Source organism: Jiangella sp. DSM 45060 (assembly GCF_900105175.1).
Classification (GTDB): domain Bacteria; phylum Actinomycetota; class Actinomycetes; order Jiangellales; family Jiangellaceae; genus Jiangella.
Genome location: NZ_LT629771.1, coordinates 3,921,257 through 3,938,452, shown reverse-complemented (window position 1 = coordinate 3,938,452; position 17,196 = coordinate 3,921,257). Strand labels below are relative to the sequence as shown.

General features: G+C 73.0%; 10 protein-coding genes. 9 read left to right on the top strand and 1 reads right to left on the bottom strand.

Annotated elements, in window-relative coordinates; translation table 11 throughout:
• The first annotated feature begins 1 nt into the window (after position 1).
• The 9 genes from BLU82_RS17700 to BLU82_RS17660 all read left to right on the top strand — a co-directional run bounded on the left by BLU82_RS17700 (position 2) and on the right by BLU82_RS17660 (position 16,060).
• Positions 2-1,453: a sulfatase-like hydrolase/transferase gene (locus BLU82_RS17700; RefSeq protein WP_197682288.1), complete on the top strand. Its 1,452-nt coding sequence runs from the start codon at positions 2-4 to the stop codon at positions 1,451-1,453.
• 28 nt (positions 1,454-1,481) lie between these two features.
• Positions 1,482-3,473 (top strand): sialidase family protein, encoded by a 1,992-nt coding sequence (locus tag BLU82_RS17695; RefSeq protein WP_092622461.1) that lies wholly within the window; start codon positions 1,482-1,484, stop codon positions 3,471-3,473.
• A gap of 13 nt (positions 3,474-3,486) precedes the next feature.
• Entirely contained in the window at positions 3,487-5,478 is a 1,992-nt protein-coding gene (locus BLU82_RS17690; protein ID WP_092622460.1) for a sialidase family protein, read from the top strand.
• A gap of 31 nt (positions 5,479-5,509) precedes the next feature.
• Positions 5,510-9,226, top strand: a complete 3,717-nt coding sequence (locus BLU82_RS17685; protein ID WP_172885636.1) for a glycosyl hydrolase — start codon at positions 5,510-5,512, stop codon at positions 9,224-9,226.
• On the top strand, positions 9,223-11,355 hold the full coding sequence (locus BLU82_RS17680) for a DUF6351 family protein (protein ID WP_197682287.1): 2,133 nt from the start codon (positions 9,223-9,225) through the stop codon (positions 11,353-11,355). Before BLU82_RS17685 ends, BLU82_RS17680 begins: the two co-directional genes overlap by 4 nt.
• A gap of 34 nt (positions 11,356-11,389) precedes the next feature.
• Positions 11,390-13,318, top strand: a complete 1,929-nt coding sequence (locus BLU82_RS17675; RefSeq protein ID WP_092622458.1) for a sialidase family protein — start codon at positions 11,390-11,392, stop codon at positions 13,316-13,318.
• 246 nt (positions 13,319-13,564) lie between these two features.
• Complete coding sequence (locus BLU82_RS17670; RefSeq protein WP_092622457.1) at positions 13,565-13,837, top strand: hypothetical protein; 273 nt, start codon at positions 13,565-13,567, stop codon at positions 13,835-13,837.
• A gap of 10 nt (positions 13,838-13,847) precedes the next feature.
• Complete coding sequence (locus BLU82_RS17665) at positions 13,848-15,344, top strand: sodium:solute symporter (protein ID WP_092622456.1); 1,497 nt, start codon at positions 13,848-13,850, stop codon at positions 15,342-15,344.
• On the top strand, positions 15,341-16,060 hold the full coding sequence (locus BLU82_RS17660; protein WP_092622455.1) for an SDR family NAD(P)-dependent oxidoreductase: 720 nt from the start codon (positions 15,341-15,343) through the stop codon (positions 16,058-16,060). Before BLU82_RS17665 ends, BLU82_RS17660 begins: the two co-directional genes overlap by 4 nt.
• A 15-nt stretch (positions 16,061-16,075) precedes the next feature.
• Here the strand turns inward: BLU82_RS17660 and BLU82_RS17655 are convergent, their stop codons facing one another.
• Positions 16,076-17,161, bottom strand: coding sequence for a PLP-dependent cysteine synthase family protein (locus tag BLU82_RS17655; protein WP_092622454.1), 1,086 nt, complete (start codon positions 17,159-17,161; stop codon positions 16,076-16,078).
• Between the last annotated feature and the right edge of the window lie 35 nt (positions 17,162-17,196).

Sequence of the window (17,196 nt, the reverse complement as noted above, 5' to 3'; positions counted from 1 at the left end):
GGTGCCGAACGTCCTGATCATCCAGGCCGACCAGTTCCGGGCGGACTGTCTGGGCGTGGCCGGGAACCCCGACGTGCGCACGCCGCACCTGGACCGGCTGGCCGCCGACGGCGTGCATCACCGCGAGGCGTACTGCTCGTTCCCGGTCTGCACCCCGTCGCGGTACTCGCTGCTGACCGGCCTGCACGTCCGCCAGCACGGCGGCTGGACGAACCGCTGCACGCTCGCGCCCGGCATCGACACCTTCCCGCGGGCGCTGCGGCGCGCCGGGTACCGCACGGCCGCCGTCGGCAAGATGCACTTCACGCCGACCTATCTCGACGTGGGCTACGACCAGCTGGAACTGGCTGAACAGGACGGGCCCGGCCGGTACGACGACGACTACCACCGGGACCTCGCGGCGGCCGGGCTGGCGCCGGTGACCGACCTGATCGACCAGGAGCGCGAGTTCCGGGCGAGCGCGCCGGACGCCTACTGGGACACGTTCGGCACCGGCCGGTCCAACCTGCCGGAGGAGTGGCACTCCACCAGCTGGATCGGCGAGCGGGCCCGGCGAGTGATCGCCGGCTGGACCGAGGCCGGCGACCACCTGCTGCACGTGTCGTTCGTCAAACCGCATCACCCGTTCGACCCGCCCGCCGGGTGGGACGACCTCTACGACCCGGCGGCGTTGACGCCGCTGCCGGGCTGGACCGACACGATCCCGGCCGCGGACCAGCGCCACCGGCGGGAGTACTTCGACTACGCGCCGCTGGACCTGCCGCGGCTGCGGCAGGTGATGGCCCACTACTACGCCACCATCACGCACCTGGACCACGAGGTCGGGCGCCTGCTCGACCTGCTGCGCGAGCGCGGGCTCTACGACGACACCCTCATCGTCTTCACCGCCGACCACGGCGAGTACCTCGGCTTCCACCACCTGCTGCTCAAGGACGGGCCGATGTACGACCCGGTGGTGAAGGTGCCGCTGCTGGTCAAGTTCCCGGGGCAGCGGCGACGCGGCGAGGTCTCGGACGCGCTGGTCTCGCTGATCGACGTCGCGCCGACGGTGCTCGCCACCTGCGGCCTGCGGCCGTCGGCGCCGCTGCCGGGCGCCGACCTGACCGACCCGGCGGCCGGGCACGAGGCCGTCCTCGCCGAGGACCGCCGGCACGGCGTCGCGGGCATGATCCGGACCGGACGGCACAAGCTGCTCTGGTCCGACGTCGCCGGCGACGCCCTGTTCGACCTGGCCGCCGACCCGCACGAGCTGACGAACGTCATCGACGACCCCGCGCACGACGACGCGCTGCGGCGCCTGCGCGAGGCCGCCGCGCGGTGGGCGCTGTACGACGCGACACCGCCCACCTACGTGGACCACGCCGCCCCGCAGCGCGGCGTGGTCACCGACGACCGGGCGGCCCGGCAGCAGCTGTTCGCCGGCGCCGTCGAGAGGTACCGCACCGAACCCTGACGCTCGACGAAGAGAGGACCCGACGATCGTGACCACTCATCGTTCGACCCGATTCCGTGCGGCGCTGGTCGCCGCCGTCGTGACCGCCACGGCGCTGACATCGCTGCAGAGCGCTCCGGCGTCGTCCGGCGCCTCGACCGTGGACCCGTTCGCGGACCGGACCACCGTCCTGTTCAGCAGTCCGAACGTCCCGTCCGGGTGCTATCGCATCCCCGCGATCGTGCAGGCGGTGGACGGCTCGCTGCTGGCCTTCGCCGAACGGCGGCTGCACACGTGCGCGGACAAGTCCGACATGGAGGTGGTGCTGCGGCGGCTGCCGGCCGGCGCCACCGAATGGCTGCCCGCGCAGACCGTCGTGCGCGGCGAGGACGACGACGCCGACGCCCCCGCGACCCGGGGCAACCCCGGCCCGGTGGTCTACCGCCGGATGCCCGGCGCGCCCGAGTCCAGCGCGCCGGACGGCCGCATCCTGCTGCTGGGCACGCACAATCCGGTGAACCCGGAGACGCCCGGGTCGAACCACCGGACCGCGCCGCGCACGCCGTACGTGGTGCACAGTGACGACAACGGCGCCACCTGGAGCCCGCCTCGCAACCTGTACGAGGAGCTGGACGACCCGACGTGGGGTCACATGCAGACCGCGCCCGTGCACGCCGTGCAGCTCACTCGCGGCGAGCACGCCGGCCGCATCGTGGCCGGCGTCAACTACATCACCGCCGGTCAGCACTTCGGGCTGATGCTCGCCTACACCGACGACGGCGGCGACACCTGGCACAAGGGCGCCATGGTCGAGTACGCGCCCTCGCAGCAGCAGAACCTCGGCGAGCTGAGCCTGGTCGAGCTGGTCAACGGCGACATCCTGGTGTGGGCCCGGCAGAACCACAACGCGGGCACCCCGGAGGAGCAGGCCGATCCGTACGTGCGGCCGCACCGGTCCATCGCGATCAGCCGCGACGGCGGCGAGACCTATCACCGCGAGTACACCAACGTGCCCGGGTTCGAGGCGCCACCGATCCAGTCGTCGGCGTTGCGGGTGCGGGCCACGGACGAGGGGGACGGCTACAACCAGATCATCTCCATGGCGCCGTCGGTGAATGTGGAGCCGCGGATCCGTCCGACGATCCGGTCGTCGTTCGACGAGGGGTTGACCTGGCAGTCGGTGGACACGCCGCTGGAGTCCACCGATGAGGGTGTGCAGGTGTACGGGACGAACGACCGGGACGTCTCGGTGGAGGAGTGTGCCTGTTGGGGCGGCTACTCGGACATGGTGGCGCTGCCGGGCGGCGGGCTCGGGCTGCTCTACGAACGGGGCACCACCGACTACAGGTCCGAGATCGCGTTCGTGCGGCTGACGGCTCGGGACCTGAACACGCCGGGCACGACGCCCGATGTGCCGGGCCGGTCGGCGCTGGTGTTCGACGGCGTCACCACCACGGCCGGACGCTACGGCCAGGGGTTCGCGTTCGACGGGGACCGTGGCCGGGTGCAGGTGCCGTTCCGGACGACGCCGGTGCTGGGTGCGGGCGACTTCACCGTGTCGACGTGGGTTCGCTACGACGACGCGAGCCGGGACCAGGCCGTCTTCTGGGCGTACGGGATGGACGGCGCGCCGCAGGTGTGGCTGCGGGCCGAGCCCGGCCAGGACCGGATCCGGGGCATGGTGACCACGGCTGGCGGTTCGGCGAGCGTGGCCTCCGACGGTGCCTACGCGGACGGTGCGTGGCACCACGTGGCGCTGCGCCGGCAGGGCGATGTGGTCGAGCTGTTCGTCGACGGCGCGCAGGTGGCGTCGGCGTCCGGCGCGGGCGGGGCGGTGAGCGGGGACGACCCCACGCCCATCTACCTGGGGCAGCGCCTCGACGGCGCGAACCGGCTGCACGGCGCGCTGGACGAGTTCCGCGTCTACGACCGCGCCCTGACCGCCGCCGAGCTGACCCGGCTGCGCACCCGCAACGCCCACGGCATCCCGGGCCTCACCGCCCACCTGCCGATGAACGCCGTCATCCCGCCCGGCGCCTGAGGAGGAGTGGACCATGACCATTCATCGTTCGATCCGCTACGGCGCGGTGCTGGTCGCCGCCATGGTGAGCGCGACGCTGGCGTTGGCGCCGGTCCAGAACGCGCCCGCGGCGGCCGACGCCGCCTCGACCGTGGACCCGTTCCAGGACCGGACCACCGTGCTCTTCTCCACCCCGCACGTGCCGTCCGGCTGCCACCGCATCCCGGCGATCGTCCGCGCGGTGGACGGCTCGTTGCTGGCGTTCGCCGAGCGCCGGATGCACACCTGTGCCGACAAGTCTCACATCCGGACGGTGGTCCGGCGGCTGCCACCGGGCGCCACCGAGTGGCTGCCGGAGCAGACGGTGGTCAGCGGCGAGGCCGATGATCCCGAGGCCCCGGCGACGCGCGGCAACCCGGGTCCGGTCGTGTACCGGCGGCTGCCCGGCGCGCCGGCGACCGACGCGCCGGACGGCCGGATCGTGCTGCTGGGCACGCACAACCCGGTGAACCCGGAGACGCCCGGCTCGAACCACCGGACCGCGCCGCGCACCCCGTACGTGGTGCACAGCGACGACAACGGGGTGACCTGGAGCGCGCCGCGCGCCCTGCCCGAACTGGACGACCCGGCCTGGGGGCACTACGCCACCGGGCCGGTGCACGCCATCCAGCTCACCCGCGGCGAGCACGCCGGCCGGATCGTCGCGGGCGCCAACTACGACCCCGGCGACGGGTTCGGCGCCATGCTCGTCTACAGCGACGACGGCGGCGTCACCTGGCACAAGGGCGCTCAGGCGCGGTACGCCACCGGCGAGGGCCTCATCCCGCAGGAGATCAGCCTGGTGGAGCTGGCCAACGGGGACGTCTTCGCGTGGACGCGGCAGAACTGGGGCGGCGGCACGCCCGAGGAGGAGGCCGACCCCTACGTCCGCCCGCACCGGGCGGTCGCGATCAGCAAGGACGGCGGCCAGACGTACGCGAGCGGCTTCACGCTGCAGCCGGGCTTCGAGGCGCCGCCGATCCAGTCGTCGGCGTTGCGGGTGCGGGCGACCGACGAGGGTGACGGCTACAACCAGATCATCTCCATGGCGCCGTCGGTGAACGTGGAGCCGCGGATCCGTCCGACGATCCGGTCGTCGTTCGACGAGGGGCTGACCTGGCAGTCGGTGGACACGCCGCTGGAGTCCACCGATGAGGGTGTTCAGGTGTACGGGACGAACGACCGGGCTGTCTCGGTGGAGGAGTGCGCCTGCTGGGGCGGCTACTCGGACATGGTCGAGCTGCCGGGCGGCGGGCTCGGGCTGCTCTACGAGCGCGGCACCACTGACTACCGGTCCGAGATCGCGTTCGTCCGGCTGACCGCGCAGGATCTGAACACCCCGGCCACCACCACGGACGCTCGTGGCCGCTCCGCGCTGGTGTTCGACGGTGTGACCACCACGCAGGGCCGGTATGGCCAGGGGTTCGCGTTCGACGGGGACCGGGGCCGGGTGCAGCTGCCGTTCCGGACGACGCCGGTGCTGGGTGCGGGCGACTTCACGGTGTCGACGTGGGTTCGCTATGACGACGCGAGCCGGGACCAGGCGCTGTTCTGGGCGTACGGGATGGACGGTGCGCCGCAGGTGTGGTTGCGGGCCGAGCCCGGCCAGGACCGGATCCGGGGCATGGTGACCACGGCTGGCGGTTCGGCGAGCGTGGCCTCCGACGGTGCCTACGCGGACGGCGCGTGGCACCACGTGGCGCTGCGCCGCGAGGGCGACACGGTGTCGCTGCACGTCGACGGGGTCGAGGTGGCGTCGGCATCCGGGGCGGCCGGGGCGGTGAGCGGGGACGATCCGACCCCGATCTATCTCGGGCAGCGGCTGGACGGGGCCAACCGGCTGGACGGCGCGCTGGACGAGTTCCGCGTCTACGACCGCGCCCTGACCGCCGCCGAGCTGATCCGGCTGCGTACCCGCAACGCCAACGGCATCCCGGGTCTCACCGCCCACCTGCCGATGAACGCCGTCATCCCGCCCGGCGCCTGAGGAGGTGCTCACGATGCGTACAGCCTTGGCCGTGAGCTCCATCGCGGCGACGCTGATCGGCGGCGTCCTGGCCGCCGGGCCCCCGACACAAGCGGCCCCGCCGGCCCCGCCGGCCTCCGCCGCCGAGCTCGCTCCGGCGCTGACCGCCGAGACGTTCGCCGACCCGCCGCCGCAGGTGCGGCCGAAGTACCGCTGGTGGATGCCGATGGCCTTCACCGACGACGAGCAGCTGGCGGCCGAACTGGCCGACATCAAGGCGATCGGGGCCGGCGGCGCGGAGGTTCAGACGACGACCGCCACCGGCCCCAGGGCGTTCGACCCCGGGTTCCTCGCCGAGTACGGCTGGGGCTCGCCTCTGTGGGCACGGAAGGTCCAGACCATGGCCGAGCGCGCGGACGAGCTGGACCTGGCCCTGGACTTCACCATCAGCCCGCGGTGGCCGGCGATCGTCCCCACGGTCACCGATGTCAACGACCCGCGTGCGGCGCAACAGCTGGTGTTCGCGCACGCGTTCCTCGACGGCGGCACCCGCTACGACGGCGCCCTGCCGGACGACTTCGAGCCGCGGCCGCCGGCGGGCGCGGACCGCACGCTGGTCGCCGCCCTGCTGGCCCGGTGCGCCGACCCGGCCTGCGACACGCAGGACACCGGGCCGCGGCTGCTGGATCGCGGCAGCGTGCTCGACCTCACCGGCAGCGTCGGCGACGACGGCACGCTCAGGGTCGACGTGCCGGGCGACGCCGGCGACACCTATGTGCTGATCGCCTTCGTCCAGACCGCCGACGGCATGGCGCGCAACAACTTCACGACCACCAAGCCGAACTACGTCCTCGACCACCTCAGCGAGCAGGGGGTGCAGGCCACGGCGGAGTTCTACGACTCGTCCATCCTCACGCCCGCGGTGCGCGAGGCGCTCGAGGGCGTCGGCCGGGTCGACCTCTTCGAGGACTCGCTCGAGCTCGGCGACAACCAGAAGTGGACGTGGGACTTCGCCGGGGAATGGGAGCGGCGGCGCGGCTACTCGCCGATCTCCGTGCTCCCGGCGCTGGCCGGCGCGGGGTCCAGCGGCCTGACCGAGGCGGCGTTCTTCGACTTCGCCGACGGCAGCGGTGAGCGCATCCGCACCGACTACCGGCAGACGTGGAACGACCTCTACATCGACGCCCGCCTCGACCCGCTGCGGCAGTGGGCGAACGAGCGCAGCATGGCACTGCGCAGCCAGCCCTACGGCGGGCCCATCGACACCTCGGAGGCGGCGACCCACGTCGACGTGCCCGAGGGGGAGTCGCTGGTCTTCTACGACAACATCGAGGCGTACCGCCTGGTGTCCGTCGGCGCGCACCTCAACGGCACGCCCGTGGTGTCCAGCGAGTGCTGCGCGGCCCGGGAGAGCGTCTGGGCGTCGACCGCCGGGGGCTGGCGGGACCCGGGCAACCTGCGCTCGGTCTACCGCGGCTACGCGGGCGGCGTGACGCAGGTGATCTGGCACGGCTACCCCTACCTGACGAAGGGGGAGGGTACGGACCAGCAGGCCGTCTGGCCGGGCATGTCGTACGGCGGCAACACCTCGTTCGCCGAGGCGTGGGGCGCCAAGGGCGGGCCGAACTGGGCCGGCTACCGGGCGATCAACGACCACCTGGGCCGGCTGCAGCTGGTGCTGCGACAGGGCCGGCCGTCCTTCGACGTGGCGCTGTACCTGCAGGACTTCGGCCTGCGCTCGCCCGCCACCCGGCTGACCGGACCGGACGCCCTGCTGGAGAGCGACTCGGCGCTGGCGCGGCACGGCTACACCTACGAGTACCTCAGCCCGGCCCACCTGCGGCTGCCGTCCGCGCGGGTGGCGGACGGGCGGCTGTTCCCGGACGCCGGCGGCCACCGCGCCATCGTCGTCGCGAACCAGACGACGATGGCGGTCGACACCGCGCGCCGCCTGCTCGACCTCGCCGGGGACGGCCTGCCGGTCGTCGTCGTGGGCGACCTGCCCGCGTCGACCCCGGGCTTCCACGACGCGGCGGCGCAGGACGCCGAACTGGGCCGCGTCCTGGCCGAGCTGATCGAGCAGCCCGCCGTGCACCGGGTCGCGGACCTCGACGCCGTGCCGGACCTGCTCGCCGGCCTCGGGGTGACGCCCGCCGCCGCACCCGCCGCCGACTCCGCCGACGTGCTGAGCGTGCGCCGCAGCGACCCGGACGTCGACTACTACTACCTGTTCAACCAGCGGTCCTGGGCGACACAGCAGCAGGTGACGCTCAGCGGCGACGGGCAGCCGTACGAGCTGGACACGTGGACCGGCGAGATCACGCCGCTCACCGACTACCGGCGGACCGCGGACGGCGTGGTGGTCGACGTCGCTCTCGAAGCCGCCGACGCCCGGGTCATCGCGCTGACCACGCGCGACGACGACACGTTCCGCCCGCCGGCCGGCAGCGGCACGGACCCGGTGGCCGCTCGCAACGACGGGCTCGGCCCGGTGGTCCTGGACGACTGGACGCTCCAGGTCGAGAGCTGGAGCCGGGGCGAGTCGGGGCTGCCGGGAGACACCGGCCGCGCACAGCTCCCCGCCACCGCGCTGACCGCCGGCGAGCACGGTGCGCTGCCGCCGTGGTCCGCCGTCACCCCGGCGAACGGGTACGACGTCGACCTCGGCGACGTGTCCGGCGCCGGGACCTACACCTCCACGTTCACCCTGGACGACTCGTGGGACGGCGTCCGCACCGCGCAGCTCGACCTCGGCGCCGTCGTCGACACCGCGACCGTCACCCTGAACGACACCGAGCTGCCACCGCTGGACCCGCAGGACCTCCGGCACATCGAGGTGGGCCACCTCCTGCGCCCGGGCGAGAACACCATGACGGTGCGCGTCGCGTCGACACTGCTCAACGCGGTCCGGGCGGCGCCGGGCACCGGCGCGGCCGGCCGGGCGCGGATGGACTACGGACTGTTCGGGCCGGTGCGGCTGACACCGGTCGACGCGCCGCAGCCGACCCTGACCGTCGAGGCGCTCGAACGCGAGCTGCCGCTGGCGGCCGGCGGCGTCAACCGGTCGCGCGTGCGCATCGCCAACCACTCGCCGCGGCCGGTGGTGGTGTCGGTCGACGTGACTACCGATGACGGCGTCGACGCCGCACCGGAGCGACGGCGGCTGCAGGTTCCGGGCGGGGCGGCGGCGACGACCACGGTGACCCTGCACGGCGCGAACGAGACCGGTTCGTCCGGCCTCGTGGTCGACGTCGCGGCCTCGAACGGGGCGCGCGGCCAGGCACACGTCGTCCTGCGGCACTCCGGCAACCTGGCGCTCAACACGACCGGCAGCCCGTACCCGCGCGTGTGGGCATCGAGCTACCAGTACCAGCGTCCGCCGTCGTTCCTGACCGACGGGCAGACGTCGACGTTCTGGGCGTCGAACGGCCAGACGCCGGGGGAGGCGCCCACCGCCGAGCGGCCCCAGGTCGTCGCCGTCGACCTCGGGCTCCCCACGGCGGTGGGGTCGGTGGGGACGAGCGGACGGGGCAACTGGGCGCCACGCACGTACGACGTGCAGACGTCACTGGACGGTGAGCAGTGGACGACCGTGGCGTCGGTGGTGGACGCGCCGAGGTCCAGCGACCTCAACGTCACGATCTTCCCGGCGACGCGGGCGCGTCATGTGCGGCTGCACATCACCCAGGGGTGGTATCCGAGCCAGCCGGGTCTCAACACCCAGCTGGCCGAGTTCTCCGTCCACGCGGAATCCGGAGGCCCACGATGAGTTCTCGCCCCATCCTGGCCGCCGCGTGTGCCGTCGCGGCGCTCGCGTCGGTGCTCTCGGCGCCGCCGGTGGCCGCCGGTTCCGGCGGGTTGCGGCTCGTGCCGCTGTCGGCCCGGGCCGAGGTCGTCACGGGAGGCGACGTGCTGGTCGCCGCCGAGGTACCGGGCGACACGCCGCTGGACGAGGTGCGGCTCACCCTCGACGGCGCCGACGTCACCGGCGCGTTCCGGCCCGACACCGCCACGCACACCCTCACCGGCCTGGTCGACGGGCTGCGGCCGGGCCGCAACCACCTCGTCGCCACCGCCGGGCGGCAGCGCGACCGCCTCGACATGACGAACCACCCGGCCACCGGACCGGTGATCAGCGGCCCGCAGCAGACGCCGTTCGCCTGTACGACCGACCTGTTCCGGCTGGTCGGCGGCGGCACGCTGGGTGCGCCGCTCGACGACGACTGCTCGGCCGCCACGCGGGTCGACTACGCGTACCGGACGACCGGCGGGCAGACGAAGCCGCTGCCGGACCCGTCCGCGCGGCCCGCCGACCTCGCCTGGACGACCACCCTCACCGGCGAGACCGTGCCGTTCCTGATCCGGATCGAGACCGGCACGCTCAACCGGGCGATCTACCAGATCGCCATGCTGCACGACCCGGCCACACCGGATCCCGCCTTCGACCGCCGCGGCCCCGGCTGGAACGACCGGCTGATCTACACCTTCGGTGGCGGCTGCCGGCGCGGCTGGTACACCCAGGGCACGGACACCGGCGGCGTGCTGGACCCGCGGATGCTGGGCCGCGGCTACGCAGTCGCGTCGGCGTCGCTGAACGTCTTCGGCAACAACTGCAACGACCTGCTGGCGGCCGAGACGATGATGATGGTGAAGGAGCGCTTCGTCGAACGGTACGGCGAGCCGCTGTTCACCATCGGCTGGGGCTCGTCGGGCGGCGCTTACCAGAGCCATCAGATCGCCGACAACTATCCGGGTCTGCTCGACGGCATCGTGGTCGGGCGCAGCTTTCCCGACGTCGCGTCGGCGACCAACCTCACCCTGTTCGACGCCCGGCTGCTCGAGCACTACTTCACCGACGTCGCCCCCGGCGAGTTCAGCCAGGAGCAGCAGCGGCAGATCGCCGGCTTCCTGCGCTGGCAGAGCATCGGCAACCTCAGCGCCGGCGCGAACCGGCTCGACCCGGCCGCCGAGTTCCCCGCGGAGCTGCCGGCGCAGCTGCGCTACGACGCGCTGACCAACCCCGGCGGCGCACGCGGGGACGTCTACGACCACACCGTCAACGTGTACGGACGCGACCCGGTCACCGGGTTCGCCCGGCGGCCGCTGGACAACGTGGGTGTGCAGTACGGCCTGGCCGCGCTCGAGTCCGGCGCGATCAGCGCCGAGCAGTTCCTCGACCTCAACGAGGGCATCGGCGGGCTGGACGCGGACGCCCGGCCGACCACGGGGCGCACGGTGGCCGACCCGATCGCCACGCGCGCCGCGTACGACAGCGGACGCATCCTGTCCAGTGGGCTGGGCCTGGCCACGACGCCGATCATCGACTACCGCGCGTACTCCGAGGACGCCGCGAACGGCGACATCCACATGGCGACGCACGGGTTCGCCACCCGGGCGCGGCTGGAGGCGGCGAACGGCGACGCGGACAACCAGGTCCTCCTGGTCGAGGACAGCCGGTACGGAGGGTTCAGCCTGACCAGCCCGGCCCTCCGGTACGCGCTGACCACCATGGACCAGTGGCTGACCGCGCTGGCCGGCGACGAGGCGGCGCCCACGCACGGGCGGGTGGTCCGGGCCAAACCGGCCGGGCTGACCGACGCCTGCTGGAGCCGCGACGCCGAGCCGCGGCGGATCGTCCAGCCGATCACGCCGGACAACGCCGGCGTGTGCGGCGAGCTGTACCCCGCCTACTCCACCCCGCGGCTGGTGGCCGGCGCGCCGCTCACCGACGACGTCGTGGCGTGCCGGCGCAAGGACGTCGACCGGAGCGACTACACCGTCGACTTCACCCCGGCCGAGTACGCCCGGCTGCTCGAGATCTTCCCGTCCGGCGTCTGCGACTGGTCGCGGCCCGGCGCCGGCCAGCGGCCGCCGCGCGGCACCTGGCAGACGTTCTGACGCACTGCCCCACCCCTCGAGAGGAAGGAGCACGATGTCGACCACGAAAAGTCGCACCACCCGCCTGCTCGCCGCGACCGGCCTGGCCGGTCTGGCCCTGGCAGGCGTGCCCGGACCGGCCGGCGCGGGCTGGTCCCCATCGGCGGCCGGCGCCCCACCCGGGCGGGCGATCGAGCAGAGCACCGTCTTCAGCCGCGGCCAGGACGGCTACCACACCTTCCGCATCCCGGCCGTCGCCCAGGCGCAGGACGGCACCCTGCTGGCCTTCGCCGAGGGCCGGGTCGACAGCCCGGGCGACGACGGCAACATCGACCTGGTCCTCAAGCGCTCCACCGACGGCGGCCGCACCTGGGGGCCGCTGCAGGTGGTCGCCGACGCCGGGTCGGACAAGTTCGGCAACCCGGTTCCCATCGTCGACGAGCGCACCGGGCGCATCGTCCTGAACGTCACCCGGACCGGCGGCGACGTCTCCGGCGACGACATCCGCTGCGGCCGCGCGGACGCCGAGCAGACCCGTCGCTCGTTCGTCCTGTACAGCGACGACCACGGCGCCACCTGGTCCGACCCGGTGGAGATCACCGCCGACGTCAAACCGGCCGACTGGCGGCACTTCGTCGGCGGACCCGGGCACGGGATCCAGATCACCCAGGGCGAGCACGCCGGCCGGCTGGTCGTCCCCGGCAACCACTCGGCCGCGCCACCGCCCGGCTCGGGCATCGCGTGCACCGACGACCGGCTGTTCGGCGCCCACTCGCTGTACAGCGACGACGGCGGCGCCACCTGGCATCTCGGCGGCGTGGACACCACACCGGAGGGCGTGGTGAACCCGAACGAGAACACCGTCGTGGAGCTGAGCGACGGCACGCTGTACTTCAACGCGCGCGACCAGAACGGCACCAGTGTCGGCGCCCGCGCCGGCACCGTCAGCAGCGACGGCGGCGCGTCGTTCGACACGCCGTACCAGGAGATCACCGACCTCGTGGCGCCGGTCGTCCAGGGCTCGATCCTGGGTTTGTCGCGCGACGCCGACCGGCGCGAGCGGCTCGTGTTCGCCGCGCCCGGGCACCGGACGGCGCGCGAGAACCTGACGCTGTGGACCAGCGACGACGACGCCGGCAGCTGGGAGCGCGGCCCGGTGGTCTACGAGGGCCCGGCCGGCTACTCCGACCTGGTCCAGATCGACGGCCACGGGAACGCCCGCCGGCTCGGCGTGATCTACGAGAACGGCGACCGGCTGGGCGAGGGCGCGACGCTGACATACCACCAGCGCATCAGCTTCGCCCGGGTGATCGTGCCGACCCTGGACGCGCCGTCGCCGCCGCCCAGCACCACGCCCGACGCGTCCGGCCACGGGCTCGACGCCGTCGTCAGCGGGACGCCGCGGCGCGTCGGCGGCGTCGTCGGCTCCGCCCTGGAGCTCGCCGGCGACTACGTCGAGACCCCGGCCGATCCCGCGCTCGAGTTCGGCGACGGCCCGTTCACGGCCGCGGCCTGGTTCCGCAGCGACGGCACGGAGCTGCAGACCATCCTGTGGGCGTACTCCAACCGCGACGTCGACCCGAAGTGGTGGATCCGGCTGGAGCCGGCGCAGGGACGCATCCGCGGCCACGTCAACACCGGCGCGGAGAACAGGTTCGTGGCGGCGGCCGGCGACTACGCCGACGGCGCCTGGCACCACGTGGCCCTCACCCGCGGCGACGACGCCGTGACGCTCTACGTCGACGGCGAGCCGCTCGGGACGTCGGCGCCGGTCGCGGGCTCGGTGTCGGCCGGCGCCCTCACCGGCATCCGCGTCGGCGCCCGGGTCGACGGCATCAACAACCCGCTCGACGGCGCGGTCGACGACGTCTGGATGTTCGACCAGGAGCTCAGCGCCGCCCAGATCGCGGAGCTCGCCGCCGGCGACCCGCCGTCCGGCGCGCAGCCCGTCCTCCACCTCCCGCTGGACCGCGTCAGGGCCTGACGCGCTGGGGTGTCTCCCACGTCCACGGCCCACCGCGCGACGCCCATGCGGCGCCCGCGGTGGGCTGGGACTCGACGTGACGAGCGCGTGTCATCCACGGGGCCCAGGTCCAGACATAAGCGCTGCCTATGGGAGAGTTAAACATCATGTGGATTGCCTTGGCCGCAGACCCGTGCGACCGTGTCCGGACACGTCAGCGCCGCCGACATGACCAGCAGGTTCCCCCGCGCGGAAGGACCACGCACTGTGAGTGAGGATCTCCAGCCGACCGGCCCCGGCACCCGACGTCGCCGTGTCGTCGCGGTGGTCGTCGGCCTCGTCCTGGCCGGCCTGATGGTCGCGCCGTGGCCCCAGGGTGAGCACGAGCCGATCATCCTCGGGGTGATGCCGGCCTCGCTGTTCTTCTGGATCCTGTGGACCGCCGGCTCCGTCGGCTACGTGGCCTGGATCGCGTATCGCTGGGACCCGTACGCCGAGATCGTCAGGCGCAACTCCCCGTCGTCCGACGACGAGAGCTGAGAGGCAGGACATGTCCGTCACCGCCATGTGGATCGCTCTGTGCTGCTTCGCCGGCGTCATGGTCTACCTGGGCTACCTGGGCCATCGCGGCACGAGCAGCACGATGGAGGACTTCGTCCTCGGCAGCCGCAAGCTCGGGAAGATCCCGGCCTTCTTCACTGTGACCGCCACCCTGTTCAGCGCCTTCTCCTACTTCGGCATCACCGGGCAGTACTACACCGACGGCATCGGGCCGTGGATCCAGGTGGTCAGCACCGCCGTGGTCGGCCCGATCCTGTACTTCGCGGGAACCCGTATCTGGCTGGTGGCCCGGCGCTACGGCTTCGTCAACGTCACCGAGTACCTGTCCGACCGGTTCCAGGCGCGCTCCGTCGGGCTGGTGGCCGGGATCATCATGATCGTCGCGCTGGTGCCGTACATGGGCGCGCAGTTCCGCGGCAGCGGCCTGACCCTCGAGGCCGTGACCGGCGGCGGGATCCCGTACTGGGCCGGCGCGGTCTTCCTCGCCGTGGTGGTCACCCTGTACGTGATGTCCGGCGGGTTCCGCAGCGTGGTGTGGACCGACGTGGTGCAGGGCGCGCTGATGTACATCCTGCTCGGCGTGGCCATGCTGATCCTCGTCTACAGCGCCACCGGCGGGTTCACCGACCTGATGGACGCCGTCGAGGAGCAGTCGCCCGAGCTGTTGTCCGTCCCCGGCCCCAACGGGGTCTTCGGCCTGCCGTACCTGATCTCGGTGATGGTCATCTTCGCCGCGGCGCACTTCACGATGCCGCAGCTGCAGCAGCGGTGGATGGCGGCCCGCAACCACAGCACGCTGAAGTTCATGGCGCTGTCGCTGCCGCTCGGCACCGCGATCATCTACGTCTTCGCCTTCTTCATCGCCATGGTCGGCGTCGTCACCCTGCCCGGCTTCGACGCCCCGGAGGCCATCTACCCGACGATGATCATCGATGTGCTGCCCGAGTGGCTGACGCTCATCGCCATCCTGGCCATCATCGCCGCCACCGGGAGCACGGCGAACTCGATCGTGCTCACCATGAGCTCCATGGTGGCGAAGGAGTACGTCGCCCCGGTCGTGCGCCGCCGCGGCGGCGACGAGTCCGACCGGTTCCTCACCCTGACGACGCGGGTCATGCTGCCGCTGCTGGTGGCCGGCGGACTGCTGGTGGCGTTCTACGGGCCGAGCACGATCCTGTCGATCATTCTCGGTATCACCTGGCCGGCGGTCTTCCTCATCTTCCCGACGCTGATGGCCGGGCTCTACTGGCGTCGCGCCACGGCGGTCGCGGCGGTGGCGTCGATGGTGGTCTCCGAGGGCCTGTTCCTCTGCCTGTACCAGGGCTGGATCCCGCTCGACCTCGGCGGCTGGAACCCCGCGCTCCCGGCCGGCGTCGTCGGCGTGCTGATCCTCGTCGGCGGCAGCCTGGTCACGACCCCGCCCTCGCGGGACCATCTCGACCGCCACTTCGCCATGTTCGACGACGCCGAACGGGTCCGGTCATGACCGCGGCCGATGAGCGGCCGGTGGCGGTCGTCACCGGCGGCACGGCGGGCATCGGGCTCGAGGTGTGCCGGCGGCTGGAGGCGGACGGCTACCGGGCCCTGCCGGTCGGGCGCACCAGCGCCCGCTACGGCGCGGACGTCAGCGATCCGGCCGCCGTCGAGGCCGTCGCCGCACGCGTGCTCGCCGACACCGGGCGGGTCGACGCGCTGGTCACCTGTGCCGGCATCGTGGGCCGGAGCGAGCTCGCCACGGCGGCGCCCGACGACCTCGTCCACCAGGTCGAGGTCAACCTGCTCGGCACGATGTACTCGTGCCGGGCGTTCGCACCGGCCCTGTCCGCCGGCGGCGGCTCGATCGTCACCGTGAGCTCGTCCATCGCCGCCAGCCCGCAGGCCGGCGTGAGCGCCTACGCGGCGGCCAAGGGCGGCGTCGAGACGTTCACCCGCGCGCTGGCCCTGGAGCTCGCCCCTGACGGGGTCCGGGTCAACGCGGTCCGCCCCTCGCTGGTCGAGAGCCGCATCTGGATCGAGAGCGGCATGGACCCCGCCGACTACCGCGCACTGCTGGACCGCCGCGCCGCCGAGTACCCGCTGGGGCGGGTGGGCCGGCCCGAGGACGTCGCCGCCGCCGTGGCGTTCCTGGTGTCGGCCGACGCGGCGTGGATCACCGGCGTCATCCTCCCGGTCGACGGCGGCAGCGGTCTCGTCGGGCGATAGTGCGAGCCCGTGGGGTCACACGTGCTCGAGCACCGGCGTGCCGGAGAGGAAGTCCTCGATCGCGGCCAGGTGCGGCTCCGGGTCGAGGCCCTGCGCCGCTCGCCAGGCGTCGTCGTGGAACGTGTCGGCGTACCGGTCGCCGCGATCGCAGATCAGCGTGACGACGCTGCCTGTCATCCCCGCGCGCACGAGCTCGGAGACGAGCTGGAACGCGCCCCAGAGGTTGGTGCCGGTCGACGGTCCGGCCACGCTGCCGGTGGCGCCACGCAACTGGAGCATGGCCGCGACGGAGGCGGCGTCGGGCACCGGCAGCATCCGGTCGACGACCCCGGGCACGAACGACGGCTCCACGCGGGGACGGCCGATGCCCTCGATCCGCGAGCCGGCCGTGGTGACCGTCTGGTCGCCCGTGCGCCAGGCCTGGTAGTACGCCGAGCCCTCCGGGTCGACGGCGACGATGCCGGTGGGCAGCCGGTGCCGCCGGACGTAGCGCCCGAGCGTCGCGCTGGTGCCGCCGGTGCCCACGCCGACGACGATCCACCGCGGCACCGGATGGCGCTCCAGCCGCATCTGGTCCATGATCGACTGCGCCAGCCCCGGCGTGCCGGCGGCGTCGTTGGCCGCCGCGGCGTGGGTGAACTGGTCGAGGTAGTGGCCGCCGAGCTCGTCCGCCAGCCGGGCCGCCTCGGCGTACACCGCCGCGGCGTCGTCGACGAGATGACACCGCCCGCCGTAGCTCTCGATCAGGGCCAGCTTCGCCGGGCTGGTGCGGCGCGGGACGACGGCGACGAACGGCAGGTCGAGCAGCCGCGCGAAGTAGGCCTCGGAGACGGCCGTGGAGCCGCTCGACGCCTCGACGATCGTCGTGCCCTCCCTGATCCAGCCGTTGATCAGCCCGTAGAGCATCAGCGAACGGGCCAGCCGGTGCTTCAGCGAGCCGGTCGGGTACACCGACTCGTCCTTGAGGTAGAGGTCCACGCCCCACTGCGGTGGCAGCGGGAAGCGCAGCAGATGGGTGTCGCCGGTGCGGTTGTGGTCCGCCTCCAGCACGGCCAGGGCGTTGTTCAGCCAGTGACGTTCGGGGAGGTCGAGCGCAGACATGATGCCACCCTGACACCGAGGCGACCTCAAAGGAA

Excerpts from the sequence above, each read along its gene's own strand:
- BLU82_RS17690 (WP_092622460.1), top strand. The coding sequence starts at position 3,487 with ATGACCATTCATCGTTCGATCCGCTACGGCGCGGTGCTGGTCGCCGCC.
- BLU82_RS17680 (WP_197682287.1), top strand. The coding sequence starts at position 9,223 with ATGAGTTCTCGCCCCATCCTGGCCGCCGCGTGTGCCGTCGCGGCGCTC.
- BLU82_RS17675 (WP_092622458.1), top strand. The coding sequence starts at position 11,390 with ATGTCGACCACGAAAAGTCGCACCACCCGCCTGCTCGCCGCGACCGGC.
- BLU82_RS17665 (WP_092622456.1), top strand. The coding sequence starts at position 13,848 with ATGTCCGTCACCGCCATGTGGATCGCTCTGTGCTGCTTCGCCGGCGTC.
- BLU82_RS17660 (WP_092622455.1), top strand. The coding sequence starts at position 15,341 with ATGACCGCGGCCGATGAGCGGCCGGTGGCGGTCGTCACCGGCGGCACG.
- BLU82_RS17655 (WP_092622454.1), bottom strand. The coding sequence starts at position 17,161 with ATGTCTGCGCTCGACCTCCCCGAACGTCACTGGCTGAACAACGCCCTG.